Source organism: Alistipes sp. dk3624 (assembly GCF_009557455.1).
GTDB classification, from domain to species: Bacteria; Bacteroidota; Bacteroidia; order Bacteroidales; family Rikenellaceae; genus Alistipes_A; species Alistipes_A hominis.
In genome coordinates, this window is the sequence record NZ_CP045651.1 from 251,470 (window position 1) to 276,207 (window position 24,738).

At 53.0% G+C, this 24,738-nt stretch carries 21 protein-coding genes; 15 read left to right on the top strand and 6 right to left on the bottom strand.

The genetic code is table 11. The features are described from left to right. Positions 1-5: 5 nt before the first annotated feature. The 4 genes from GFH31_RS01175 to GFH31_RS01195 form a co-directional block, all read right to left on the bottom strand. On the bottom strand, positions 6-602 hold the full coding sequence (locus tag GFH31_RS01175) for a hypothetical protein (RefSeq protein ID WP_117754265.1): 597 nt from the start codon (positions 600-602) through the stop codon (positions 6-8). 12 nt (positions 603-614) lie between these two features. After that, positions 615-836, bottom strand: coding sequence for a hypothetical protein (locus GFH31_RS01180; RefSeq protein ID WP_117754264.1), 222 nt, complete (start codon positions 834-836; stop codon positions 615-617). Positions 837-847: 11 nt separating this feature from the next. Further along, positions 848-1,063: a hypothetical protein gene (locus GFH31_RS01185; RefSeq protein ID WP_117754273.1), complete on the bottom strand. Its 216-nt coding sequence runs from the start codon at positions 1,061-1,063 to the stop codon at positions 848-850. Positions 1,064-2,121: 1,058 nt separating this feature from the next. After that, complete coding sequence (locus tag GFH31_RS01195; RefSeq protein ID WP_118458904.1) at positions 2,122-3,054, bottom strand: alpha/beta fold hydrolase; 933 nt, start codon at positions 3,052-3,054, stop codon at positions 2,122-2,124. 155 nt (positions 3,055-3,209) lie between these two features. Here GFH31_RS01195 and GFH31_RS01200 point away from each other — a divergent pair, with 155 nt between their 5' ends. Next, the gene (locus GFH31_RS01200) at positions 3,210-4,667 is read left to right on the top strand and encodes a DHA2 family efflux MFS transporter permease subunit (RefSeq protein ID WP_055204463.1); all 1,458 of its coding nucleotides are present in this window, start codon (positions 3,210-3,212) and stop codon (positions 4,665-4,667) included. 39 nt (positions 4,668-4,706) lie between these two features. Here the strand turns inward: GFH31_RS01200 and GFH31_RS01205 are convergent, their stop codons facing one another. Further along, positions 4,707-5,171 (bottom strand): hypothetical protein, encoded by a 465-nt coding sequence (locus GFH31_RS01205; protein WP_055204465.1) that lies wholly within the window; start codon positions 5,169-5,171, stop codon positions 4,707-4,709. Positions 5,172-6,485: 1,314 nt separating this feature from the next. Between GFH31_RS01205 and GFH31_RS01210 the strand changes: the two genes are divergently transcribed. The 7 genes from GFH31_RS01210 to GFH31_RS01240 all read left to right on the top strand — a co-directional run bounded on the left by GFH31_RS01210 (position 6,486) and on the right by GFH31_RS01240 (position 10,934). Next, positions 6,486-6,707 carry a helix-turn-helix domain-containing protein gene (locus tag GFH31_RS01210; RefSeq protein ID WP_153498070.1) on the top strand — a complete coding sequence of 74 codons (222 nt, stop codon included), beginning with the start codon at positions 6,486-6,488 and terminating at the stop codon, positions 6,705-6,707. A 38-nt stretch (positions 6,708-6,745) separates the two neighbouring features. After that, a complete protein-coding gene (locus GFH31_RS13005; protein ID WP_101570528.1) occupies positions 6,746-6,991 on the top strand; it encodes a helix-turn-helix domain-containing protein in 246 nt (81 codons plus the stop codon). Between the two features lie 14 nt (positions 6,992-7,005). Then, positions 7,006-7,176 carry a helix-turn-helix domain-containing protein gene (locus GFH31_RS01220; protein WP_228385817.1) on the top strand — a complete coding sequence of 57 codons (171 nt, stop codon included), beginning with the start codon at positions 7,006-7,008 and terminating at the stop codon, positions 7,174-7,176. Positions 7,177-7,334: 158 nt separating this feature from the next. Next, positions 7,335-7,856 carry a DUF6125 family protein gene (locus tag GFH31_RS01225; RefSeq protein ID WP_055204469.1) on the top strand — a complete coding sequence of 174 codons (522 nt, stop codon included), beginning with the start codon at positions 7,335-7,337 and terminating at the stop codon, positions 7,854-7,856. A 141-nt stretch (positions 7,857-7,997) separates the two neighbouring features. Next, entirely contained in the window at positions 7,998-8,861 is an 864-nt protein-coding gene (locus tag GFH31_RS01230; protein WP_153498071.1) for a nitroreductase family protein, read from the top strand. Positions 8,862-8,864: 3 nt separating this feature from the next. Further along, positions 8,865-10,136, top strand: a complete 1,272-nt coding sequence (locus GFH31_RS01235; RefSeq protein WP_055204473.1) for an Nramp family divalent metal transporter — start codon at positions 8,865-8,867, stop codon at positions 10,134-10,136. A 63-nt stretch (positions 10,137-10,199) separates the two neighbouring features. Then, positions 10,200-10,934, top strand: coding sequence for a DUF4396 domain-containing protein (locus GFH31_RS01240; protein ID WP_118656648.1), 735 nt, complete (start codon positions 10,200-10,202; stop codon positions 10,932-10,934). A 31-nt stretch (positions 10,935-10,965) separates the two neighbouring features. Here the strand turns inward: GFH31_RS01240 and GFH31_RS01245 are convergent, their stop codons facing one another. Next, positions 10,966-11,814: a fructosamine kinase family protein gene (locus tag GFH31_RS01245; protein WP_101570520.1), complete on the bottom strand. Its 849-nt coding sequence runs from the start codon at positions 11,812-11,814 to the stop codon at positions 10,966-10,968. A 161-nt stretch (positions 11,815-11,975) separates the two neighbouring features. Here GFH31_RS01245 and GFH31_RS01250 point away from each other — a divergent pair, with 161 nt between their 5' ends. From GFH31_RS01250 to GFH31_RS01280, 7 genes are all read left to right on the top strand, one after another. Then, complete coding sequence (locus GFH31_RS01250) at positions 11,976-13,856, top strand: O-antigen ligase family protein (RefSeq protein ID WP_153498072.1); 1,881 nt, start codon at positions 11,976-11,978, stop codon at positions 13,854-13,856. A gap of 157 nt (positions 13,857-14,013) precedes the next feature. Beyond that, the gene (gene lepB / locus GFH31_RS01255) at positions 14,014-14,898 is read left to right on the top strand and encodes a signal peptidase I (RefSeq protein WP_055204481.1); all 885 of its coding nucleotides are present in this window, start codon (positions 14,014-14,016) and stop codon (positions 14,896-14,898) included. Between the two features lie 25 nt (positions 14,899-14,923). Next, positions 14,924-15,481 carry a hypothetical protein gene (locus tag GFH31_RS01260; protein ID WP_153498073.1) on the top strand — a complete coding sequence of 186 codons (558 nt, stop codon included), beginning with the start codon at positions 14,924-14,926 and terminating at the stop codon, positions 15,479-15,481. A gap of 174 nt (positions 15,482-15,655) precedes the next feature. After that, a complete protein-coding gene (locus GFH31_RS01265) occupies positions 15,656-17,146 on the top strand; it encodes a TolC family protein (protein ID WP_172970768.1) in 1,491 nt (496 codons plus the stop codon). Positions 17,147-17,190: 44 nt separating this feature from the next. After that, entirely contained in the window at positions 17,191-18,267 is a 1,077-nt protein-coding gene (locus tag GFH31_RS01270; RefSeq protein WP_101570512.1) for an efflux RND transporter periplasmic adaptor subunit, read from the top strand. Between the two features lie 93 nt (positions 18,268-18,360). Then, positions 18,361-21,432 carry an efflux RND transporter permease subunit gene (locus GFH31_RS01275; RefSeq protein ID WP_153498074.1) on the top strand — a complete coding sequence of 1,024 codons (3,072 nt, stop codon included), beginning with the start codon at positions 18,361-18,363 and terminating at the stop codon, positions 21,430-21,432. After that, a complete protein-coding gene (locus GFH31_RS01280; protein ID WP_153498075.1) occupies positions 21,429-24,647 on the top strand; it encodes an efflux RND transporter permease subunit in 3,219 nt (1,072 codons plus the stop codon). The genes GFH31_RS01275 and GFH31_RS01280 overlap by 4 nt, the downstream gene beginning before the upstream one ends. The last annotated feature ends 91 nt before the right edge of the window (positions 24,648-24,738 follow it).

Below are 24,738 nucleotides of genomic sequence, written 5' to 3' on the forward strand. Positions count from 1 at the left end.
TTTTATCAGTTATACATTTTTCCGTTTCCCAAAAACTCGTAGTCGTTGGCTGCGCAACTCTCCTCGAAACTCTCCTCGCTGCACTGAAATTCCATATCGTCACGGCACGACTTGAAGAAGCTGTTAAGACACTTGTCCATAAGGTCGTACAGAGTGGTTCGGGTATCGGGGGCTTTCAGAAAGTCGTAGATGGGTCGCAGGATGTCCTCGTCTGCGCAATAGCCTGTCAGTACGCAACAATTATCCGTGAATACACGGCTTTTGCGCCTTTTCTTGTAATTGCCTTTTAGGTAGTAGGTTCTCGGCTTGAATAGGGTATGCCAATAGTTATTGACGATGTATTTCAGAAGCCGTATGCCGCAGAGTTCCTCTTCCTCTCCGCTGTAACGTGAGGTGAAGCGGTAGGAATAACGGCACGTGTCGTAACTCCAATCGTTAACTTTGACCTTGAACACACTCTCAAATGCTTCCAGCGTGTTGCGGTTGTCACTCTCCCAACCGTATTCAAAGGTGCGCAGCCATTCATTGTATGCGGTATCTCTCGCTGCTGCGGAGAGTTCGGCTAATTGGAAAAGGTCGTATGTCCTTGTTATCGTTCTCATATCGCTGTCGTTTTAGATGGTCTGTTTCAGTATCTCTCTCCAATAGGTCGGCTGCACTTCGCTCAAAAGGAAGTCTGTAAAGTCCCTCCGTGCGTCCTTGTTCAGTTCTCGGTAGAGTTCACGGAACACGGATATGTTGCCGTTGATGTACGTTTCCACCATGTACTCGAAGATGTTGTCCACCTCGTAGTATCTGCACTGCTGCGCTGCTGTCTTGCTGTTTCTCTTTGCCATATCGGTAAGGATTAAAGGGTGAATAACCAAAGGATGAAGCCGAAGAAGACGATTGTGGAAAGGATAGCCATGATTACGCCTATCGTTACTCGGAACACTCCGTTTACAATTTCTCTGATGATACCCCAAAGGATGCCGAACACCCCGAAGGCGGTGCGCACCATTAAGCCGCATATCGCAAGCCCTATGTACTGTGCCATTTGTCTGAAATCTGCCGTTGCCGTCATATCTTCGCTGTTTTGATTTTTTTGTTTTAATGCGGATTCAAGAGCTGAGGGAGTTGAGTTTCAAACTATCTTATCTGCCTCTCGTTTATCCGACATTTTTTTTATGCGTCTTTCTGTCGCATCGGTCGTTTTCGTTTCGGGTGCTTAAAAAGGCAGGGATTAGGGGATGCAAGGTTTTTCGCGGAAATACTACCCGCAGGGCTGGAGATTTCCGCAGAAAACAGGAGGCTTGACCTTGCATTCCCGTCCAATCCCGGAATTACCTTTGCGCCCAGAACGGAAATGACTGCCTGATGCGGCTCACTGAAAGACGCGAAAATGGAGGTAAACGGAAGTGGAGGCAGATTGGACAGGAAAACTTCAAAAGAGAAATCCGTAAAAAAGGGATAATGCCAAAAAGAAAAGGGACACTGCCGGAAGCGTGAAACCGGGCAAACCACCGGCAAGGAAGTATGATTTTATATGTCTGGCCGAGCGTGTCCGGTCTGACGGATAAAATCATTCTTCCCGGTTTGCCTGCCGTGTATGACGGCTTGTTCCATTTACGGATCGGGCGGTCATGCGCGGCTTTCCGCTTACGGCTCAAAGGAACAGCAAAAAAGAAAAATCGTCAGAAACCCGTAAAAGCACCTCTCTGGCATAAGCGCAAAAGAAATGGGCCTTGCATCATCAGTCTAAACTTCTGTTTAGGCGTGAGGCAAAGCCCTTTTCTCCGCTTATGCGGTAGTCGACATACGTTCGTCCAAAATCTCTTTGGGCGATGGTGTGCCGACGGACAAAACCGCTTTTACGGAAAAACTTATATGTGAGGATAAAAAATCAGGAGATTTATTTCTAAATCTCCCGTTTAATTTCTATTTTTGCATACGAAGAGTTCTTTGAAGGTTACGCAACGCGCAGAAGGATGATGCAGTAGATAACTAACTAATTCGTAACCTATTACTATCATGAGCAATTAACCTACGCTCATTTCCAATAAATTACACTCTTTTCGTAACTTCTCGATGCAAATATCCTGCATTTTTACCGATTGGCGTGGGATAGCGTTGCGGCATCGTTTATCGAAGAGAATCGCTCTCCTTTAGAAAAGTCAATACGGCGTTTTGCATGTCTTCGCTGTTTTCGAGAAACGGCATATGGCCGACGTTGCTTCTCCGCAGGATCATGTTCGGGAAATGTACGTTCCGGTAGTGTTTAGGTCCGACGCTCCAGTCCGTGTTGCCATAAAAAAACAGGACGGGTACTTGAATTTCAGCCGTGGCAGGTCTATAGTCCCGGTAATATTCCGGAAATACAACGGCGTTATTGCTAAAAAAACTATTGCCGAAATCGTTGTTGAAAGAGGGAATTTCCTGATACGACCGATTCATCTTTGCATCGCTCTCCGGCGAAGCGTAAAATATTTTCCACCGGAGTTTTTTTTCTTCGAGTTTTCCGGCGGCGATCGTCAATTTTTCCATATTTGAAAGAGAATCGTTTTTCAAAAAAGCGCACTCTTTTTTCCCGAGTAGTTTTCCGGCTTTTTTTAGCCATCCGTTTTCGAAGCTGTCATCGATACACAACGTGCAGTTCAGCATGACCATCCCTTCGATTGCACCGGGATACCGTTCTGTATATCCCATTTGCAGGATTCCTCCGAACGAATGCCCCAGTGTGAACCAACGGTCGATATGCAGGATTTGGCGCACCTGTTCGAAATCCTCGGCCATCCTTTTCATCGAATAATCTCCGTTGGAAGGACTGGTCGAACGTCCGGTTCCCCGTTGGTCGAGATAGATCATCGTAAAATGCCGTTCGAAGAATTCTCCGGAAAATTTTTCAAGCCAATAAGAACCCGATCCGGGACCGCCGTGCAAATAAAGCAAATGCGGCCCGTGTCCTTTTATTTTCACGTAAAGTTGTACGCTATCGGTCGTCGTAACGATCAATTCTTTCCCCTGAAGTCGTATAAATCCGGTCAGGGCGACAAGCAGCAATAAGAGGTTTTTCATAGGTCGAGTTTAATTTACCGGAATAATATACGATATTATTTTTTATTTCGCAAGCCGGGATAAAAAAATATTTATTTCGCCCTGCCGTGCCTCCGGCAGGCGAGCGGTCTTTTTCGTTGAAAATTGTTAACTTTGCGATTGAGATTTTGAGGAGGATGAGAATAGATAAATCGGTTCGGGTAGCGTTGGTGGTGGCCATTGCGTTTTTCATGCAGTTTCTCGACACCACGGCGGTCAATACGGCTATTCCGGCCATGGCGCGCGCCTTCGGGACGGATGTAATCCATTTGAGTACGGGCATCACTTCGTACCTGATCGCGCTGGCGATCTTTATTCCGGTCAGCGGTTGGATCGCCGACCGGTTCGGGACGCGCAACGTGTTCTGCGCGGCGATCGTGTTTTTTATCCTCTCCTCGACGCTGTGCGGGACGTCGCAGTCGCTGTTGCAGTTCGTGATCTACCGGGTGATGCAGGGGATGGCCGGGGCGATGATGTCGCCGGTGGGCCGCCTGGCCGTGCTGAAAACGTCGTCCAAAGAGAACCTGCCCGTCGCGATGAATTACATCACGATTCCGGCGCTGGTCGCGCCGATCGTCGGCCCGCTGGTCGGCGGCTATCTGACGACTTTCCTTACGTGGCGGTGGATTTTCTACCTGAACGTTCCGATCAGCATCGCGTGCGTTCTGCTCGCCTGGCGTTATATCCCGTCCGAGAAGCGCGGCGAGGGTTCCCGCAAACCGTTCGACGCTCCGGGGTTCGTCCTGAGCGGCCTGGCGCTGGCCGGATTCATGTACGGCGTGGAGCTGTTCAGCAAAGAAGGACTTTCGTATTACGTGCCGCTGGGGCTTATCGGCGGAAGTCTCATTATACTGTTCGCCAACGTGTTTTATTCGAAACGGATCGACAATCCGCTGATCGACTATTCGGTGATGAAGTACAAAAGCTACCGGATCACGATCTACGCCGGTTCGGTTTCGCGGATGGTGATCGGCGTGTTCCCGTACCTGGTTCCGCTGATGTTCCAGGTCGGGTTCGGGCTCAGTCCGTTCGAGGCGGGACTGCTGTTCCTGTCTACGATGGTCGGCAACCTGTCGATGAAGTCGGCTACCGTGTGGGTCATCCGCAGTTTCCGTTTCCGCAACGTGCTGATCGTAAACGGCTGCCTCGTAGCCCTGTTCACTTTTCTGACGGCCCTGCTGCTGCCGACCACGCCGGTATGGATTATCGTGCTGACGCTGTTCCTGTCGGGACTCGTGCGCTCGATGCAGTTCAGTTCGCTGACGACGCTCGCTTTCGCCGATATTCCCGAACACGATATGACCTCGGCCAATACGCTGTACAGTACGATCCAGCAGATGTCGATCGGGATGGGGATCGCCATCGGCGCCGTCGCGCTGCGCTTTTCGAACGTACTGAACGGCGGCGTGCCGGGACAATACACGATCCCGGATTTCCGGCTGGCGTTCTTTTTCGTCACGGCGATCGGGTTCCTGCATCTGTTCGGTTACCTCGGGCTCTCGCCCGACGCCGGCAACGCGGTGCGGATCAAAAAAGACCATTCGGCGGACGATGCTTCCGGCGCGGCCGGACGGGGAACCGCTCCCGGCCGGTAGTCTGTCCCCTACTCTTTCGTGCGTGTTCGCCGGATCATTTCATACGGACGGAATGCCGTGTTTCCACGCATACTCCCTGGCGGCCGGTACGGTGATCGGGTAATTGACGAAGTTGAACACGGCGAACGGGGGCACCTCGATCCGCTTTTCGCGGAGTCGCGCGACGATTCGCAGGATCTCCTGGTACAGCAGGAAATTCCGGTTGACCGTGGCGGCGGGAGTGTGAAATTCGCGTTCGAGCATTTCGGCGTACGACCGGTCGTGGCGTTCGTGGGCGCGGGCGAAGACTTCGTACGGCATCGTCTCGTTCGGTCCGGCCGAGCCGTCTGCCATTCTAATCAGCAATTCTTTCGGGCCGGGCGCAATCCATGTCTGCAACAGTTCTGCGGGAATCTCGTTCGCTCCGATATCCATGACCGGGCGTGTGTGCAGAAAGTCGATGCTCAGTTCGAGGTGGTACGCGGCATGGGGCGACAACAACCAGCTTTCATTCTTTTCTTTCATGGCGGCATTCGGATAAATGGGTTGTATTATAATGGCGTATTAATGACGTAAGGCGAGTGCATCTCCGTGCCGCCATTGCGGACAACCGGACATGCGCGTTTCGAAAGGCGTGAAATTGTGTCGGAAAAGGAATATTCAAATATTGAAAAATGTCGGAAAGACAGTCCGACGGAATGATTGCAAAGTGCGAATCAGCGACAGTATTTGTCGCATAAGAAGGGAAATGGAATGTTTTGTCAGTTATTGCCACAGCCGTCCTTTGTTAGTCCGACAGCCATGCAAAATAAAATCGAAGCATGGACTTCATCGGCTCATTAGGTCGGAAGGTAGTGGAATACCATAGCGCGTAACAAACCTCCATCCATGCTCCGAAGAGTATGGTAGCCTGTTTCCCGCGCTGTTAAAAATTTTCCACTTTTTCCGACCAAACGCAGGCGCAATATGTCTTTTATCGAATTTCAATCATTTCGATTACTGCAAACATAGCAAAATTTTACGAAATAGACGAATAAAGTATTTTGTATATAATTTTTATTTTGTGATGATTAAAATGCACTATCAAATTCTCAAAAAACGAAACAAAAAACTTCGCTTAGCAAGCGAAGTTTTATATTGAAATATATTGAAAAAGGACATGAATCCCGACTGTTGATCGGAAGGCAGTGGAAGCCCCAGCACAGACAAGTCGGGTTCATGCCCAGAGAATGCAGCATGAACCTTCCCTTGTCCCGCGCCGTTAAAAATTCCACTTTTCCGACCAAACGCAGGGGATTTACGAAAAAATGAACGTCTCGCGTTATTTCGCAGTAAATCCAGTACAAATATAGTAATTTGTTCATGCTTATTCAAATAGATACGTTATTTTTATAACATATCCGTTCAAAAAATCCAAAGAACTTCTTTGTCCGATAAAGGACACGACAATTACCTCTCGGATCGACCGGGAATCGCATTATTAGTTTGGATGTGTGGAAAAGCACGGGCCGCAACAGTCCGTGCCGGGCGAAGGGACGGACTATTCGGTGCGGTTCGTGCGCCGCTCGGCACACCTGTCACAATCTGCAATAGTCTCCATAATCATTCAATTCGTAAAATGATAACGCTGCAAACATACGGATTATTCTACAAACAGCAATATTTGTCGGTTAGGTTTATGAAAAACTCGAAGTCTGCCGAAAAGTCGCTACTTTTATACCGATTAAAACGGCGCCGTAATGAAAGCGATGAGCCTGAAAGAACTGATATATATAATTTTTCCGAATAATGATGTATAAATCATTATAAAATACATCCGTGTTTGAGTTCCTTTGTTTTATGAAGAAACAGTGGCGTAATGATGTGCTTATCGAGGAGATAGCCCGTAGGCTGAAAGATCTGCGAATCGGAAGGGGGTTGTCTCAGGAAACGGTCTATTTCAATACCGGAATCCATATAGGAAAAATTGAGACGGAGAAGTATAATATTACGGTCAGCACCCTGTCGAAATTATGCGATTATTATCAAATCACTTTAGAAGAATTTTTTAAAGGGATTTAGCCATAAGCATAGTGTTTAATCAGTAACATCGTTCAATCATGAGCACTCCGAGACGTGACAATCAATTCCTTGCGACCATTGTGTGGAGATTGAAAGAAATCCGCAACGGCCGGGGTGTGTCCCAACAGCGGGTTACGATGGATACGGGAGTAAATATCAGTAGGATAGAATCAGGGAATCGGATGCCTTCGATTTATTCGTTAGCTATTCTTTGCAAGTATTACGAAGTTTCGATGGAAGAGTTTTTCAAAAATATTGATTTGAAAAATAAGCCTTGGGAATAAAGATAGCTGAACGCTTGAAGGACGTTCGCATAAAGAAGGGCCTTACCCAGGAGAACGTGCGTTTCGATCTGAATATGAACATAGGCCGTATCGAGATTGCAGAAAATTGCATATCGCTCCCTACCCTGAAAAAGTTGTGTAATTATTACGGTATTACTTTCGAGGAGTTTTTCAGAGGAATTTAGCCTGCCTTTAAAATTTGAATCTACAAAAACGTATTCGGCGAGTATAATTGCCGTTCCTTGCTGAAATAATTGACTTTATATTTTGCCTGCGCCGGGTGGCGCCGAACCTTTTATTGCCGGGAAATCGTTATTTTTGTACCGACTGAAACGATGCCTTTATGAAAGCGATGAGTTTGGAAGAACTGACTAAGGAACAACTCGAAGAATTGGTGCGGATCTATGCCCGCAACCTGTTGGCGCTCGACGGCGTGTGGTTTCAGTCCGTCGAACGCGGACGGGGCATGGACGAGGCGATGGCGCACGACTGTGCGGTGTGGCGGCGTTTCACCGAGACGGAAGCCCGCCGTATCAAAACGTTTCTCGGTCTGCCCGAACGGCCGGGACTCGACGGGCTGGAACAAGCCCTCGCGTTTCGTTTCGCCGCGCTGGCCAACCGCCGGACGGAGTGTCGCCGAGCGGGTGATGCGCTGGAGTTCCGCGTGGTGGACTGCCGGGTGCAGTCGGCTCGCACCCGCAGGGGGTTGCCGTTGCATCCGTGCAAACCGGTCGGCGAAAACGAGTACGCCTATTTCGCCCGCGTGATCGACGATCGGATCGGATGCGAGGCCGTGAGTTGTTTTCCGGATATGACCGAGCCGGACTGCGCCTGCGCGTGGCGGTTCCGGCTCGAAAAGGAGTAACGGCGGAAGACGGGCGTATGCGCTGCGGTTTGGAACATTTTATGTATGGTGTTATAGATCAATGTCGAGTAAAAAAGTTCGGGCGGACCGGGGAAAATAGCCCGGTTTATCGTATTTTTACGGAATTAAAATCAGGATGGTATGGAAGTAATGCTGAGCGTTCGTGCGGAGAGTTGCATCCGGTGCGGTAAATGTGTGCGGGTGTGCCCGTCGAAAATTTTTACGCAGCCGGCCTCCGGCGGCGAGATCGGATTGCAAGGGATCGGGTCGTGTATCGTGTGCGGGCATTGCGTGGCCGTCTGCCCGACCGGTTCGGTCGAGCACGGGGATTTTCCGCCGCAGAAGGTGCATCCGGTCGATCGGGAATTGCTGCCCTCGCCCGAACAGGTGATGCTGCTGTGCAAGGCGCGGCGGTCGAACCGGGCCTTTACCGCGAAGCCGGTGCCGGAAGAGACGCTCGACCGGATTCTCGAGGCCGCCCACCGCGCCCCGACCGCCAGCAACCTGCAACGGGTGGCGTTTACGCTGGTGACCGATCCCGAAAAACTGCACGCGATCAGCGCGTTTACCGTCGGCGTATTCGCTTCGATTCTCAGAAAACTCGAAAATCCGCTGCTGAAGCCGGTGCTGAAACGGATTGCGCCGCAGCTATACGGCTACGTGCCGCATTTTAAGCGTCTGATCTCGGAGTTCGACAAGGGGAACGACCTGATCCTGCGCGGGGCTACCGCCGTGATCCTGATCCATACGCCTTCGGAAAGCCGCTTCGGATGCCAGGACGCCAACCTCGCCTATCAGAACGGTTCGCTGATGGCCGAGAGTCTCGGCGTCGCCCAGTTCTACACCGGTTTCGTCTGTTCGGCCGTCGAACAAGACCGGAACAGGCGGCTGGCCAAAATGCTCGGCATATCCGGGAAGATACACGCCGGTATGGCGCTCGGCATACCGGCGTTCCGCTATCCGAACTACATCGACCGCAAGGATATAAATGTAACCAAATTGTGATTCATGGCTTCGTTTCTGAATTCGCTGCGTACTAAATTCGGCCTCGGCAAACATCATCCCCGGCTCGGCGGCCTCGAAATACTGAAATACATCGGGCCCGGTTTGTTGGTGACCGTCGGGTTCATCGATCCGGGCAACTGGGCTTCGAACCTGGCCGCGGGCGCCGACTACGGCTATGCGCTGCTGTGGATGGTCACGCTGTCGACCGTGATGCTGATCGTCCTGCAACACAACGTGGCCCACCTGGGGATCGCCACCGGGCTTTGCTTGTCGGAGGCTGCCACCGTTTACCTGAAGCCGGCCGTGTCGCGCACCGTGCTGGGGTCGGCCGTGCTCGCGTCGATCTCCACGTCGCTGGCCGAAATTCTGGGCGGGGCGATCGCGTTGCAGATGCTGTTCGGCATTCCGGTGCGGATCGGGGCGCTGATGGTGCTGATTTTCGTAATCGTCATGCTGTTTACCAACAGTTACCGGCTGATCGAGAAGTGGATCATCGCGTTCGTGTCGATCATCGGGCTGTCGTTTATTTACGAACTGTCGCTGACGACGATCGACTGGCCCGCGGCCGCTTGGGCGTGGGTTACGCCGACCATTCCGGAGGGGTCGATGGTGATTATCATGAGCGTGCTGGGGGCCGTGGTGATGCCGCACAACCTGTTCCTGCACTCCGAGATCATCCAGAGCCGGCAGTGGAACCTTTCCGACGACGCGGTGATCAAAAAACAGCTCCGGTACGAATATGCCGATACGATCCTGTCGATGCTGATCGGCTGGGCGATCAACAGCGCGATGATCCTACTGGCCGCCGCGACGTTCTTCGTGTCCAAAACACCCGTCGAAGAGTTGCAGCAGGCCGATTCGCTGCTGCGCCCGCTGCTCGGAAGCAATGCGACGGTGATCTTCGCCGTGGCGCTGCTGTTCGCCGGGATCGCTTCGACGATTACGTCGGGTATGGCGGCCGGTTCCATTTTCGCCGGGATCTTCAAGGAGCCCTACGATATCAAGGACAGCCACTCGCGGCTCGGCGTGATCATTTCGCTCGTCGTCGCGTTCCTGATCATCCTGGTGATTACCAATCCGTTCCGGGGACTGATCTATTCGCAGATGATCCTCAGTATCCAGCTGCCGTTCACCGTTTTCCTGCAGGTTTACCTGACTTCTTCCGAACGGGTGATGGGCAAGTATAAAAATTCGACGTTCACCAAATACCTGCTTTATGCGATCGGCGGCGTGGTGACGCTGCTGAACGTGATGCTGCTGGTCAGCATGTTCTGACGGCGTTTTCCGGCGTTGGTATGTTAATTGTTACGGCAGCACGTAACAATTAATCGATTTCGTATGAATACAATCGCCGCATTTTTCGTAGGGTCGGGCATCGTTTCGGCAGTCGTGATCGCGTCGGATCTTCCGCGCCGGAAGCAGTCCATGAAGATAATGAACAGCGTGTGGATACTGACCGGGCTCTGGGGCGGATTTTTCGCATTGTGGGCTTATTTCCGGTTCGGGCGCGCGAAACGCTTCGCGCCGGTGGCCGCTCCGATGCGGATGGAGGCGCCGGATGCCGGTTCGATGCCGATGGGAAATAAAGCGGAGACGCACATGCCGATGGATATGGGCCGCGACCGTCCGAAGTGGCAGTCCGTCGTGCTGTCGACGCTGCACTGCGGCGCCGGATGTACGTTGGCCGACCTGATCGGGGAAAGCTTTCTGTATTTCGTGCCGGTCGCGATCGGCGGCAGCGCGGTTGTCGGCGGTTGGGCGCTGGATTATGCGTTGGCGCTCTGTATCGGGGTTTATTTTCAGTACGCGGCAATCCGGAGTATGCAAATGCTGCCGAGAAAGCAGGCGGTCGTCCATGCGCTGAAGGCCGATTTTCTGTCGTTGACCGCGTGGCAGGCCGGCATGTACGCGTGGATGGCCGTCGTTATCTGGGTGCTGTTCCGGGAAACCGGATTGTCGAAAATGTCGTGGACGTTCTGGTTTATGATGCAGACGGCCATGTTCGTCGGTTTTTTGGCAGCTCTGCCGATGAACGTATGGCTGATCCGCAAAGGCGTTAAAAAGGGCATGTAGTCGGGCCGTACGGTTCGGATGCTCCTCTGTTTTAATCGGATGCGTATTTTTCCAGGATGCGGTTCGCTTCCGGAAGGTAGGAGCTGCCGAAAAGGTTCAGGTGGTTCAACAGATGGTATAGCCGGTAGATCCCTTCGCGGTACTCCCAGCGGGGTTTCAACGGATATTCCTGCTCATAGGCCCGGTAAAAGGCCGGAGGGAAACCGCCGAACAGCCGCGTCATCGCCAGATCGGCTTCGCGGTGTCCGTAATAAACGGCCGGATCGATCAGCACGACCTCGCCGGAAACGGCGTCGCATAGGAAATTACCCGCCCACAGATCGCCGTGGAGCAGGCACGGCGGCTCCTCGCAGCCCTGCAAGATATCCGCGATTTTCGATTCCAACCGGGCGAAATTTCTGCGGAGTCCGGTCGTGGCATAGCCGTTCCGTTCGGCCAGCTCGTACTGGTAGCGCAGGCGTTTGTTCAGGTAAAATGCGGTCCAATTCGACCGTTCGGCGCCGTGCGGAAGATTGATCTGCGGATTGAGTCCGATGTAGTTGTTCCGCCGGAATCCGAAATATGCCGTCCGGCGACGGTGCAGCCGGGCCAGTCTGCGCCCGAAATCTTCGAAAAAATCGTTTCCGCCGGCGCTGTTCGGGACGTATTCGGTCAGCAGGTGATCCGTTCCGACGGACAGGACTTTCGGGGTGCGGAAGATTCCGGTTTCCGACAATTCTTTCAGTCCTTCGGCTTCGCATACATAGCTTTCGGAGGGCGCGCCGCTTTTGAGAAAGTATTCCGCGCCCGATTTCGTACGGATCTTTCCGGTGCCGGAGACGGCGCTCGTTATCGGGTCGCCGATCGCTGTTTCGAGAACGGTTTTCAGGTTCGTATTCATAGGCGTAATCGGTTTTTAGGGAATCCTGCCGGGAATTGTGGCCATAAATATACTTGTTTCGAAATTAAAATCGAAAGACGTTCTTCGTTGGACGGAATTTTTTATAACTTTATCCGCCTGAATCATAGCTTGTTTATAAACATATCGAACGGACGGAAGTTATGCGGGTGCGCGATTTGGCGGTTTTTCTGGTGAAAACGACGACGGTTTTGTTGTCGGTCGCTGTCTTTTTCATCGTATTCCGGGTGCGGAAAGATACGCCGTTGATCGCGGTCGCCGAAAAAGAACAGGCGCTCTTTTGGCTGATGCCGTGTCTGACTTTTTTTGTCCTGTTATGGTTTTGTATGGCCCGGGAGAAACGGGTACGGTGGACGGTCGCGGATCTTCTGGCGTGCGTGCTGCTGGCGTACGTCGTTTTTCGTTCCGGTTCCCGGACGGAGTACGCATGGGCTGTACCGGTAGCGCTGGGATGCCTTTACCTGAACCTGCGGATCGTGTTTTCGCTGTCCCGCGGGGTCGTGCCCGTATTGGTGCTGGCGTTGCTATCGACCGGGATTGCCGAGGCTGTTACCGGATTGATGCAGTTGTACGGAATGACTTCGTCGAATCATTCGCTGTTCGGCATGACCGGATCGTTTTTCAATCCGGGCCCCTACTCCAACTACCTCGCCGTGATCGTTCCCGTGGCGTTTTATTACGTGCTGACTCTGCGTGCCGTTCCGGCCGTTCTGTCGGCGTCGAAAGGGCGCGCGAGATTCGTACGGTTGTCGAATCCGGATACGCTGATCTATTACGCATCCTGGCTTTTCTTGCTGCTGGCTCTGGTTGTCTTGCCGGCGACCCGGGGGCGGATTGCGTGGCTGGCGGTGCTGGGGAGCGGTTTGGTTGCGGTATGCCGCGAGACGCCCGCGCCGGCATATATCCGAAAGTTTTACCGACGCAGGAAGTTTCTGTTTGCAACGATTGGTTCGGCCGTGCTCGTTCTGGTCGTCGTGTCGCTGGTCGGGTTGTACCGGTACAAAAAGGATTCGGCCGGCGGCCGGTGGCTGATCTGGAACGTGTCGGCGCAGTTGATCCGTGAAAATCCCGCATTCGGCGTGGGAACGGGCTGCTTTGCCGGGGCGTACGGGAATGCGCAAGAAGCCAGCTTCGTTTCCGGGGCGATGACTGAAGATCAGGTGCGCGTAGCCGGGGCTCCGGATTATGCTTTCAACGATTTTTTGCAGATTACGGTCGAAACGGGAGCGGCCGGAGCCTTGCTGTTTCTGTCGGTGGTCGTTTTGTCTTTCCGGGGATTGGCGCGCCGGCGGGACGGGTTGCTGTACGGCTTGACGAGCCTGATGATCGTTTCGTTGGCTTCTTATCCGCTGAATCTGCTCCCCTTCTGTATTTTGCTTGTGTTTTTTATCGCGGCGGCTCAGGACGATGGTCGTTCGGGAAGACGATTTCCGGCGGTCGTCTCCGTCGCGCTGCTTTCGGGCGCGTTCGCGTGGTCGTGCTGCGCCGTATCCGGAGCGGAAAAGCGATACCGGGCTTTGCAGGATTGGAAGCTGTTGCAAGGGGCCTATCAGTTGCAGGATTACCGGTTCGTTGCGGGGGAGTACGAAGAACTGTATCCGGAACTTTGCGACGAGCCCCGTTTCCTGTTCGAATACGGGCATGCGCTGAATAAGTCGGAACGCTATTTTCTGAGCGATTGGGCGCTGCGCCGGGGTGCGCGTTTCAGCGGCGATCCGATGTTCTGGAACGTGATGGGAAATAACAGCAAGGCGCGGGGAGATGTCGTTGCCGCCGAACGGTATTACCAGAAGGCCTACCGTCGGCTACCGAACCGTTTGTATCCGCTGTACCTGCTGGCAAAGCTCTATTTCGAGACGGGGCAGGACGATAAAGCCCGCGAAATGGCCGACCGGGTGTTGTCGTTCGACCCCAAGGTTCCCTCCACGGCTGTGCGGGAGATGAAGGGGGAAATCCGGCGGCTGCAAAATCGGGAGCTTTCGGAGACGGATTCGTCCGTTTCGTCCGAAATGTATGGAAAATAGTCCGGACGGCATGGAGTATCGGTCGGAATGTATTAATTTCGAATAACAAAAAATTGTTTTAATGATCCTGAACGATGGTGCGGAATGCGTTTTTAAAGGAACCCGATCGGGTGTGCGTCAAAAACGGTCGGCAGTTCGGGATGCGAGAATGTAAAAGATGATGTTAAATAAACAAAAGATAGCGAAGGCCGTCAATGCGGTTTCCGTGTGCGTATTGGCGTTTTTCGGGTTGGTGCTGCTCTATTTCGGCACACGCGTTTTCGTGTGCGACAAATATCCGGTTTCGACGACGTCGATGACTCCGACGATCATTCCCGGCGATCAGATTCTGGTCAATAAGCTGGTTTTCGGCGCGCGAATTTATAAAAACCTAAAGTTTCTCCAAGGCGATTCGCTCGAAACGTTCCGGATTCCCGGATTCAGGAAAATCAGGCACAACGACGTCGTCGTTTTCAATTTCCCGTTCGGGAACGACGACTGGCAAAAGATCGAGTTTCGGATCAACCGGGTCTTTGCCAAACGCTGTCTCGGTCTGCCGGGCGATACGCTCTCTGTCGTGAACGGCTTTTACCGTAACCCGGCCTGTCGCGATACGCTGGGGTATTATGACAACGAAGCGGCTTTCTCGGCCACGCCCGACTCCCTGATCGATCCGGTCATCCTACGGTCGGCTCCGTTCGACGAGAAGTACGGCTGGACGACGAAGAATTTCGGGCCGCTGTATATTCCCCGCAAGGGGGATCGCATCCGGCTGGATGCCCGGAATCATGTGCTGTACCGGCTGGCGGTCGGATACGAGACGGGGAAGCGCCTTGAAGTGCGCGACAGCGTTCTGTATCTCGGCGACTTTCCCGTCGATGAATATACGTTCACGGAAAATTATTATTTCATGGGCGGCGACAATGTGGCCAACTCGCAGGATTCGCGTTATTTCGGATTCATTCCGGAAAAGTTTATCGTCGGCGTCGCTACGCGGATCGCCTATTCGCGGGACAAAGCGACCGGGAAGTTGCGGTGGAACCGGCTGATGAAAGCGCTTTGATTTTAGAACTTATTGATAGCATGTTATGATGGTAAAACGTATTTTGGTTATCCTGTTAAGCTGCTTTGCGGTCGTTTCCTGCAAAACGGCGCGGATCAAAAAGGAATTGAAGGAATTTACCGGGCAGCAAATCGTGCTGCCCGACAGCCTGCGGAGTACGGTGAACGGCCGGGACACCACGCTGACCGACTTTATGGGCGCCGAAACGAAGCTGGTGGTATTTTACGATTCGGTGGTCTGCTCTTCCTGCCGGATCAACAGGATGTACGAATGGCAGGAAGTGATCGCCACATCGATCGGACTGAAGCATAAGTTCAATGCGATATTTATATTTTCGCCCAAACGGGGAACCGAATCCCAGCTTATTACTTCGCTGAAAGCGGCCCAGTTGGATTATCCGGTATTTCTCGATAGCAGAGGTTTGTTTTTAAAACGGAATCCCCGCATTCCGTCCGGGGAAATGTATCATACTTTCTTGCTCGACCGGCAGAACCGGGTGGTTTTGGTCGGCAATCCGATCGGAAACGAGCGGCTGTGGGAGCTTTATAAAAAGGAGATCCGGGAACAGGCCAAGCACGACTAAGCAGGTCGACTTAAACAATAAATTATTAGCAATGATCCTGCCGGTTTGCACGAAAAAACGTTGAAACTGACAAAAAAAGATCAAAAAAGTAACAAAGGAAGGGATTTTCGGATTCCTTTTTTTGTACTTTTACAAGAAAGCGGCGGACTGCCGATCCAAGACCGTATGATTTTTATGAAAAGAAACACGATTTCGTTGTTGATCGTTGTCGGGGTGTTATTTTCGACGGGAGGGTATGCTCAGAGCCTGAACCGCAAAATGACCCTGACCGACGTTATTTATACCGCGCACGAACAATCGCCCAGCGCATTGGTGGCCAAACATAATTTTCTGGGGAACTACTGGGCGTACCGTTCTTATAAAGCGCAGTTTCTGCCGTCGCTGAACCTGGGGGCGACGCTGGGCAATTTCAACCGGTCGCTGATGGCGCTTCAGAATTCCGAGACGGGAAATATCAAATACGTCGAGAACAACAACATGCGTAACAACCTGACGCTTTCGCTGGATCAGAATATCGCGTTGACGGGAGGTAAAGTATCCGTATTCACACAGTTGAACCGGCTGGATCAGTATGCGCCGGAACGGAACATAACATATAATTCGCAGCCGATCAACATCACTTACATCCAGCCGTTGCGGGCTTTCAATTCGCTGAAATGGCAGAAGAAGACCCAACCGAAAGAGTACGAAAAGGCCAAGCGGAGTTACCTCGAAACGATGGAGGATATTACCGTTACGGCTACTTCGCTGTTTTTCAATGCGCTGTTGTCGCAGCGGAACCTTGAAAGGGCCCAGAAAAATTATCAGAATACCGAAACGCTTTACCGGATTGCCAAGGAACGTTTCGAACTTGGGAAAGTGACCAAGAGCGAATTGCTGCAGCTCGAACTACGGCTGCTGAACGACGGCCTGTCGATCAATCAGAGTCAGTTGAACCTGGATATGAACCAGTTGAAACTGAAATCGTACCTCGGATACAACGAAAGCGTGCAACTGGAGCTGGTGCTGCCTGATTCGATTCCCGAACTCGCGCTGAATGTAAGCGAGGTGGTCGATCTCTCCTATGCCAATTCTTCTTTCGGACTCAGTCAGGAACTTTCCGTGTTGTACGCCGAACAGTCCGTCGCCGAAGCCAAGGCGAACCGGGGACTTTCGGCCACGCTCAGCGCCCAGTTCGGACTGACTCAGCAGAATGAAAGCTTTAAATATGCTTACAAAAATCCGATGGATCAGGAGATTATTAGTCTGGGTCTGAGCCTGCCGATTATGGATTGGGGGCTGGGTAAAGGACGGGTCAAAACCGCCAAATCGCGTGAAAATGTGGTACGCACCCAGACCAATCAGGAAGACACGGAGCACCGCCAGGATATTATGATCAAAGTGGTGCAGTTCAACAACCAGATCCGACAGTGTAAAATATCGGCCATGGCCGACAGCGTGGCCGAACAGCGTTACGAAATGGTGATGGAGCGTTTTATCAACGGAACGGCCGACGTGACCGACCTCAATACGGCTCAGAGCGAAAAGGACGAAGCGGCGAACCGTTACATTCAGGAATTGAACAATTACTGGTCGTATTACTATAATATACGCAGGCTGACCCTGTTCGATTATATCAGCAGGACGAACATATCGGCCGAGTTCGATAAGATCGTCGGGAAATAACGGACGGGGAAATTCACAGTAAAGATTTTAAATCGGAGTTGATAATGAAACTTTATTTTTTGCCGCTTTGCGTGGCGGCGATCCTTTGGGGGTGCGGGCACGACAAAGAGAAGAAACGGGAAGATTCGGAAGCGGCCAAGGCCGAATACGTGGCCGAACGGAATGTCGTCGATACGGTCGTGCTGCGGCCGCGGAATTTCAATAAACAAATCGTCGGCAACGGGAAGTTGCGGGCCGTGACCAAGAGCGTGCTTCGTTTCGCGACGGCCGGAGATATTTCCGAAGTCTGCGTTGCGAACGGACAGTCCGTGCGGCAGGGCGAGGTGATCGCCCGACTCGATCCGCGTTCGGCGCAGTTGCGACTCGAACAGGCGCATCAGACGCTCGATAAGGCCGAGATCGACCGGGTCGACGCGTTGATCAGCTTCGGGTACTCGGACACGACCGACGTGCCGAAAGAGCGCCGTCGTGTAGCCGATATCCGTTCGGGGTATGCCTCAGCCGTCAACAGCCTGAAACAGGCCGAGATCGACCTGATGAATACGACCCTGAAAGCTCCTTTTGCGGGGAAGATAGCGAACCTGCAGTCGAAAGTTTACGAAAAGCCGAACGATCCGTTCTGTACGCTGATCGACGACCGGACGTTCGACGTCGATTTCAACCTGCTGGAATCGGAGGTTGGCTTCGTGGCTGTCGGGCAGACTGTGAAAACGGCGTCGTTCAACCGGCCGGATCACTATTACGACGGCGTCGTAACGCAGATCAATCCGCTGGTAGACGACAAAGGACAGATCAACGTGCGGGCCAAGGTGAACAATACGGACGGGAAGTTGCTCGAAGGGATGAACGTTACGGTGCTGGTCGAGAATCTGGTGCGGGGACAGTTGGCCGTACCGAAAAGCGCCGTGGTGATCCGGGACAACCAGGAGGTGCTGTTTCGCCTGGGGCCGGAGAACAAAGCGATGTGGACTTATGTGAACGTGGTGATGTCGAACAGCGATTCGCACGTGGTCGCCCCGAACCTGGACAAGGGCGCCGAACTGAATGCTGGGGATGTGATCATTACTTCGGGTAATCTGAACCTGGCGGACGGTTCCCAGGTGGAAGTACGCAAACCGTAGGTTGAATTTCGTTTCCCGCCGGCGGTGGTTCGGCTGAGAAACAGGACGGAAGCGCATTCGTGTCGATGTTCGTCCGTTTAAAATGATTTTTTTATGATCAAACGCCTGATAGAACGCCCGGTCGCCGTCACGATGACCTTGATTGCCGTCCTCGTGCTCGGTTTCGTTTCGATCGGTATGTTGCCCGTTTCGCTGATGCCGGATATTCAGATACCGCAGATCACGGTGCGGGTGGTCGACGATAACGCTTCGGCCCGCGAATTGGATGCGACGATCGTTAAACCGTTGAAAAACCAATTGATGCAGGTTTCGCACCTGCGGGACATCACGACCGAAGCCAGGAATGGGACGGGAACGATTTTCATGCAGTTCGACCCCGGTTCGGACATCAATTACCTGTTCATCGAGACCAACGAAAAGATCGACCGGGCGATGAGTTCGTTGCCCCGCGACATGGAACGCCCGAAGGTGGTCAAAGCGAGCGCGACGGATATTCCGGCTTTCTTCATCAACATGAGCCTAACCGACGAGGACGATGACGGCGTCGTCGCATCGTCGCGCGAGCTGTTTCCCGTTTCGCCGAAATTCATGGAATTGAGCCGTTTCGCCGGGCAGGTGATCGCCAAACGGATCGAGCAGATCCCGCAGGTGGCCATGGTGGACGTCAGCGGACTCTCCTACCCCGAACTGTTGATCGTCCCCGACCGCAAAAAGCTCGAGTCGCTCGGAATCAGCGAGCAAACGCTCGAAAACGCCCTGCAACGCAACAACATCAAATTGGGAAATTTGACCATCCGGGAGGGGGAATACCAGTACGACATCCGGTTCGAATCGGACATTCTTTCCAAAAAGGATATTGAGAACGTGTACCTGAATATCCATGACCGGTTGTACCAGTTCAAAGATCTGGCGACGGTCATCGAGCATCCGCAACGGCGGCAGGGCATGGTGCGTTCCGATTCTCATAATGCGGTTTCGATGGCCGTCATCAAGCAGTCGGACGCGCAGATGAGCGATCTGCGGGCCGAGATCAACGGCTTGATGCAGCATTTCCGGAACGAGTATCCGCACGTACAGTTCACCGTTACCCGGGACCAGACGCAGTTGCTCGAATATTCGATCGGCAACCTGCGCAACGACATCATCGTGGGCGCTCTGCTGGCTTGTCTGATCATTTTCCTGTTCATGCAGGATTTCCGGACGCCGGTGCTGGTGACGATCACCATTCCGCTGGCGTTGATCGTGTCGTTGCTGTTCTTCCACCTGCTGGGTATCACGATCAATATCGTTTCGCTGTCGGGATTGGTGCTGGGGATCGGTATGATGGTGGACAATTCGATCGTCGTCATCGACAACATTTCGCAGCATTGGGACCGCGGCGAACCGCTGAAAGAAGCCGTGCCGGCCGCTACGAACGAAGTCTTCGGGCCGATGCTGAGCTCTGTGCTGACGACCTGCTCGGTATTCGTGCCGTTGATTTTTCTCAGCGGGATCGCCGGCTCGCTATTCTACGACCAGGCTATGGCCGTTGCGATCGGACTGTTTTCGTCGCTGATGGTTTCGGTGCTCGTCATTCCGGTCTATTATTATCTTTTTTATCGCAAAAGCCCTTTCCGCCCGACGAACCGTTACCTGGAAAAACTGGCTGTCGTGGATTTCCGAGGCGGGTACGAGCGGATACTGAAGTGGTTTTTCAGACACCAGCGATTCGTATGGATCTCGTTTATCGCCGTTTTCCCGGCATTGTGGTTCGTCTATACCGAGATCGATAAAGAGAAGTTGCCGCCGCTGACCCAGGACGACATGCTGATGAGCATCGACTGGAACAGCCGGATTTCGCCCGAGGACAACGACCGGCGTACCGACGCGCTGATGAGCGAAGTCGCCGATCTGGCGGCCCAGCGTACGGCAATGACCGGAATCCAGCAGTTCATCTTGTCGCATACCCGCGAGCTGAGCGCTTCCGAAGCGTTGGTGTATGTCCGGGCGAAAAGTCCGGATCATCTGCCGCAGATCAAAGAGCGGCTTGAAAAGCGTCTCAAGGAACAGTATCCGGACGCGATGTTTCATTTCGAAATGGCGGGTAATATCTTCGATATGATCTTCTCCGAAACCGAACCTCCGCTGGTCGCCCGGCTGAAACCGACCAACGGGCGGGCGCCCGATCCGGATAAACTGAACGCGCTGCTGGGGGAACTGAGCCGCGCCCTGCCCGACATTTATATCGAACCGGCCGTCTGGCAGGAACACGTGTTGTTCGTGGTGAAACCCCGCGTCATGGCACTGTACGGCATCGATTACAACACGGTTTTCAGCGCGCTGAAGAAAGCCACGAACCAAAACCGACTCTTTACGATCAACGAAGGGACTTTCTCGATCCCGGTGGTCAGCGGCAACCGGTCGCAATTGTCGGCGGATATTCTGGAAACGAAAGTGACCAACGGCGCCGGCATCGACATCCCGCTCTCGATGCTGGTCGGCGAGACCCGAAGCCGCGATTTGAAAAACATCATCTCCGGTACCGAAGGCGATTTCTATCCGGTGAATATCGAAGCTTCGGATCGGCAGATTCCGCAGTTGATGAGTACGATCCGCACGGTGGTGCAGCAGAATGACGATTTCGACGTCGGTTTCTCGGGGAGTTACTTTTCGAACCGGACGATGATCGGCGAACTGATCGTCGTGCTGACCGTCGCTTTCCTGCTGTTGTTTTTTATCCTGGCTGCGCAATTCGAATCGCTGGTTCAGCCGCTGATCATCCTGTCCGAGATTCTGGTGGATATATTCGGCGCCCTGCTGATACTGTGGCTGCTCGGCGCCAGCATCAACCTGATGTCGCTGATCGGACTCGTGGTGATGTGCGGCGTTGTGATCAACGACTCGATCCTGAAAGTCGATACGATCAACAAACTGCGTAAGAACGGATATTCGTTGATCCGCGCGATCATGGAGGGCGGTTCGCGGCGCATCAAGCCGATCGTGATGACGAGTCTGACGACGATCCTTGCGGTGCTGCCGTTCCTGTACCGCGGCGACATGGGTTCCGACCTGCAGTACCCGCTGTCGTTGACGCTGATCAGCGGAATGATAGTCGGCACGGTGGTCAGCGTATTCTATGTTCCGGTGTTCTATTACACGATTTATAAAAGCAAGAAGAAACGATGACGGATTCCGGTGGAAATATTTTTTCGCGGATACCGTCCTATTCCGTCATTCTGATCATGATCGTGATGGTCGTGATCGGCGCCGGGATCATGCCGTTGCTCAATATCCAATATACGCCTTCCTCGAAGCAGAATAGCCTGAGCGTCAACTTCCGATGGAACGGGGCGTCGGCCCGGGTGATCGAAACCGAGGTGACGTCGAAAATCGAAGGCGTGCTGGCGGCCGTCAAAGGGGTCGATCACGTCAGCTCGGTGTCTTACCGGGAGGGAGGCAGAGTCATCGTATCGTTCAAAAAAAATGTCAACGTCGATGTGCTCCGATTCGAGATCGCGTCGCTGATGAGGCAAATTTATCCGAAATTACCCGAGGGCGTCTCCTACCCTTCGCTGTCGTCCGCCCCGTCCGGAGAACAGCTCTCCCCGGTGCTGATCTACACGTTGAACGCGGGCGTCCCCAGTCAGCAGATCCAGCAGTATGCCGAAGAGAACATCGTCAAGGAACTGGCCCGGATCAAAGGGGTTGGCAACATCGGTTTTTCAGGAGCTACGCCTTTCTATGTCGAAGTTTGTTTCGACCCGGATAAATTGGATAATTTCGGGATTTCGATCGACGAGCTGCACAACGGAATCAGTGCGGGGTTGGAACGCCAGGATATCGTCGGCAACATCGTCCAAGAAGACCGGCAGGGGGAAGTGAACGAAATCACCGTGATGCTCGGCAGCGGCGGCAGCCGGGTCGATTTCGAGTCGATTCCGATCAAAAATATCGACGGTACGATCGTATCGTTGGGCGATCTGGCTTCGGTGGCCTACAAAGAGCAGTTGCCGGCTTTCTATTTCAGAATCAACGGACTGAATACGATCAACCTGTCGGTGACTCCCGAAAAATACGTCAACACGATCGACCTGTCCAAACGAGTCAGGGAGCGGATGGAACAATTGGGACGAACTTTCCCTGACGGATATTCGGCGACGCTCAGCTACGATTCGTCGGACTATATCAAGGGCGAGTTGCGCAAGATCGTGTTCCGGACGGTGCTTTCGGTGATTATTCTGCTGTTGTTCGTTTTTCTGGTCAGCAGGAAATTACGCTACCTGTTCATCATCGTGGTAACGCTGGCGGCGAATATTTTCATCGCGTTCATTTTCTATTATTTTCTGAATCTGGAGATTCACCTCTACTCGCTGGCGGGAATTACCGTGTCGTTGGGGATTATCATCGACACTTCGATTATCATGATCGACCATTACGGCTATTACCGTGACCGGAAGGCGTTTATCGCCATTCTTGCGGCCGTGATGACTACGGTCGGTTCGCTCGCCATCGTATTTTTTCTTCCCGAGCAGCAGCGGGTGAACCTGGTCGATTTCTCGGCCGTGATGATCGTCAACCTGATGATCTCGATCGTCGTGGCGCTGATTTTCGTGCCGGCGTTGATGGACAAACTGCCGATCGCTCCGCGCAAGCGTAAAAACACCCGGCGGAAGATGAGGCGATTGCTGAGGTTCAACCGTATTTACGGGAGATACATTCTGTTCGGCAAACGACATAAATGGATCTTTATCGTCGTTATGATCTTGGGATTCGGGTTGCCGGTTCACCTGCTGCCCGAGCGGATCAAGACCGACCCGAATCAAGAAGACAAGTGGTGGCCGAAGACATATAACAAGACGATCGGCAGCGTATGGTATCAGGAAAACATGAAGTCGATCGTCGAGAAGTCGCTCGGCGGGAGTCTGCGGTTCTTTATGAAGAACATGTCGGGAGGGAATTATTACCGGGAGCCGCAGCGGACGACGCTGAGCATCCGAGCGGCGATGCCGGAAGGATGTACCGTGCAGCAGCTCAACGATATCATGAAGATGATGGAAAACTTCCTGAGCCAGTTCGACGAGATCGACATGTTCAAGACGAGTATTTACGGGTACAACGACGGTTCGATCGAAGTTACGTTTAAGAAAGATGCGGAGCATACCGGTTTTCCTCTTTTCCTGAAAAATACGGTAATCAGCCAGGCCATCAACTACGGCGGAGCTACATGGGGAGTCTACGGGATCGACCAGAACGGGTTCAACAATAACGTCTATTCGGGCTATAAGTCGCACCGGATCACGCTCACCGGCTACAATTACGATCAGTTGTACCGTTATGCGGAGGACGTCGTAAAGCAGATATCGAAAAACAAGCGCGTGGGCGATCCGGGGATTTACGGGCAGGTCAGATGGGGCAACAACCTGTCGCGTAACGAGTTTTACATCGCCTTCCATCCCGACCGGATCGCGCTGAACGGTATCGACCTGTACAGCCTGTACAATTCGATGCGGCAAAAGCTGTACAACGGGAACGTCGGTTCCTATTTCGACGGGGAGTCCAGCCTGCCTGTGGCGTTGGTGTCTTCGCAGCGCGACCGTTTCGACGTATGGCGTCTGTCTAACGAATACCTGCGGGTGAACGGGCAGAACGCGCGGTTTTCCGAGTTCGGCGATATCGCCAAACGGCGCACCGGAAACGACATTTACAAGGATAACCAGCAGTACCGGCTGATCGTTGCCTATGATTTCGTCGGGCCGTACGAACTGGCCGAGAAGACGACCCGCACGGAAGTGGAACGTCTCAACGACGAAGTGTTGCCGATCGGTTTCAAAGCCGAGACGGACAGCTACAACTGGGGCGGCGGCGGACCCGGCGCCAATCGCCAGTATTGGTTGATCCTACTGGTAATCACGATCATCTATTTCTGCTGCGCGGTGCTTTTCGAGTCGCTGACCGAACCGCTGATTATTCTGTCGCTGATCCCGATTTCGTTTATCGGGGTGTTCCTGACGTTCGGGATTACGGGATATACGTTCGACCAGGGCGGTTTCGCCGCTTTCGTACTGCTGTGCGGAACCGTCGTGAACGCCGGGATCTATATCATCAACCACTACAATCTGACCTGCAAGGTCGGGAACGGAGTCTCGATGCACAATTTCCTGAAAGCGTACAATCATAAGATCATTCCCATTTCGCTGACGATCCTCTCGTCGGTGCTGGGATTGATTCCGTTTCTTTACGACGGCGAGTCCGAAGTATTCTGGTTCGCCTTCGCCGTCGGCACGATGGGCGGCATGTTGTTCTCGGTGATCGCGCTGGTATTCTTCCTGCCGTTGTTCGTTCCGGTCGGCCTCAGGCAGCGGCGCAAGCGGCGTAAAAAGCTTGCCGCTACCGCTGCTTGACGAGTTCCGTGATCTCCCGTCCGAAAACTGCTTCGGTTTCCGGTTGCGCGATGTTTTTTTGGGGGGATAATCTATGTGTAGATAATCCGTA

Coding starts and splice junctions, on each gene's coding strand:
- GFH31_RS01260 (WP_153498073.1), top strand. CDS start 14,924: ATGATGGTAAAACGTATTTTGGTTATCCTGTTAAGCTGCTTTGCGGTC.
- GFH31_RS01280 (WP_153498075.1), top strand. CDS start 21,429: ATGACGGATTCCGGTGGAAATATTTTTTCGCGGATACCGTCCTATTCC.
- GFH31_RS01240 (WP_118656648.1), top strand. CDS start 10,200: ATGAATACAATCGCCGCATTTTTCGTAGGGTCGGGCATCGTTTCGGCA.
- GFH31_RS01230 (WP_153498071.1), top strand. CDS start 7,998: ATGGAAGTAATGCTGAGCGTTCGTGCGGAGAGTTGCATCCGGTGCGGT.
- GFH31_RS01250 (WP_153498072.1), top strand. CDS start 11,976: ATGCGGGTGCGCGATTTGGCGGTTTTTCTGGTGAAAACGACGACGGTT.
- GFH31_RS01270 (WP_101570512.1), top strand. CDS start 17,191: ATGAAACTTTATTTTTTGCCGCTTTGCGTGGCGGCGATCCTTTGGGGG.
- GFH31_RS01175 (WP_117754265.1), bottom strand. CDS start 602: ATGAGAACGATAACAAGGACATACGACCTTTTCCAATTAGCCGAACTC.
- GFH31_RS01180 (WP_117754264.1), bottom strand. CDS start 836: ATGGCAAAGAGAAACAGCAAGACAGCAGCGCAGCAGTGCAGATACTAC.
- GFH31_RS01225 (WP_055204469.1), top strand. CDS start 7,335: ATGAAAGCGATGAGTTTGGAAGAACTGACTAAGGAACAACTCGAAGAA.
- GFH31_RS01200 (WP_055204463.1), top strand. CDS start 3,210: ATGAGAATAGATAAATCGGTTCGGGTAGCGTTGGTGGTGGCCATTGCG.
- GFH31_RS01210 (WP_153498070.1), top strand. CDS start 6,486: ATGAAGAAACAGTGGCGTAATGATGTGCTTATCGAGGAGATAGCCCGT.
- GFH31_RS01265 (WP_172970768.1), top strand. CDS start 15,656: ATGAAAAGAAACACGATTTCGTTGTTGATCGTTGTCGGGGTGTTATTT.
- GFH31_RS01235 (WP_055204473.1), top strand. CDS start 8,865: ATGGCTTCGTTTCTGAATTCGCTGCGTACTAAATTCGGCCTCGGCAAA.
- GFH31_RS01185 (WP_117754273.1), bottom strand. CDS start 1,063: ATGACGGCAACGGCAGATTTCAGACAAATGGCACAGTACATAGGGCTT.
- lepB (WP_055204481.1), top strand. CDS start 14,014: ATGATGTTAAATAAACAAAAGATAGCGAAGGCCGTCAATGCGGTTTCC.
- GFH31_RS01275 (WP_153498074.1), top strand. CDS start 18,361: ATGATCAAACGCCTGATAGAACGCCCGGTCGCCGTCACGATGACCTTG.
- GFH31_RS01245 (WP_101570520.1), bottom strand. CDS start 11,814: ATGAATACGAACCTGAAAACCGTTCTCGAAACAGCGATCGGCGACCCG.
- GFH31_RS01205 (WP_055204465.1), bottom strand. CDS start 5,171: ATGAAAGAAAAGAATGAAAGCTGGTTGTTGTCGCCCCATGCCGCGTAC.
- GFH31_RS01195 (WP_118458904.1), bottom strand. CDS start 3,054: ATGAAAAACCTCTTATTGCTGCTTGTCGCCCTGACCGGATTTATACGA.
- GFH31_RS13005 (WP_101570528.1), top strand. CDS start 6,746: ATGAGCACTCCGAGACGTGACAATCAATTCCTTGCGACCATTGTGTGG.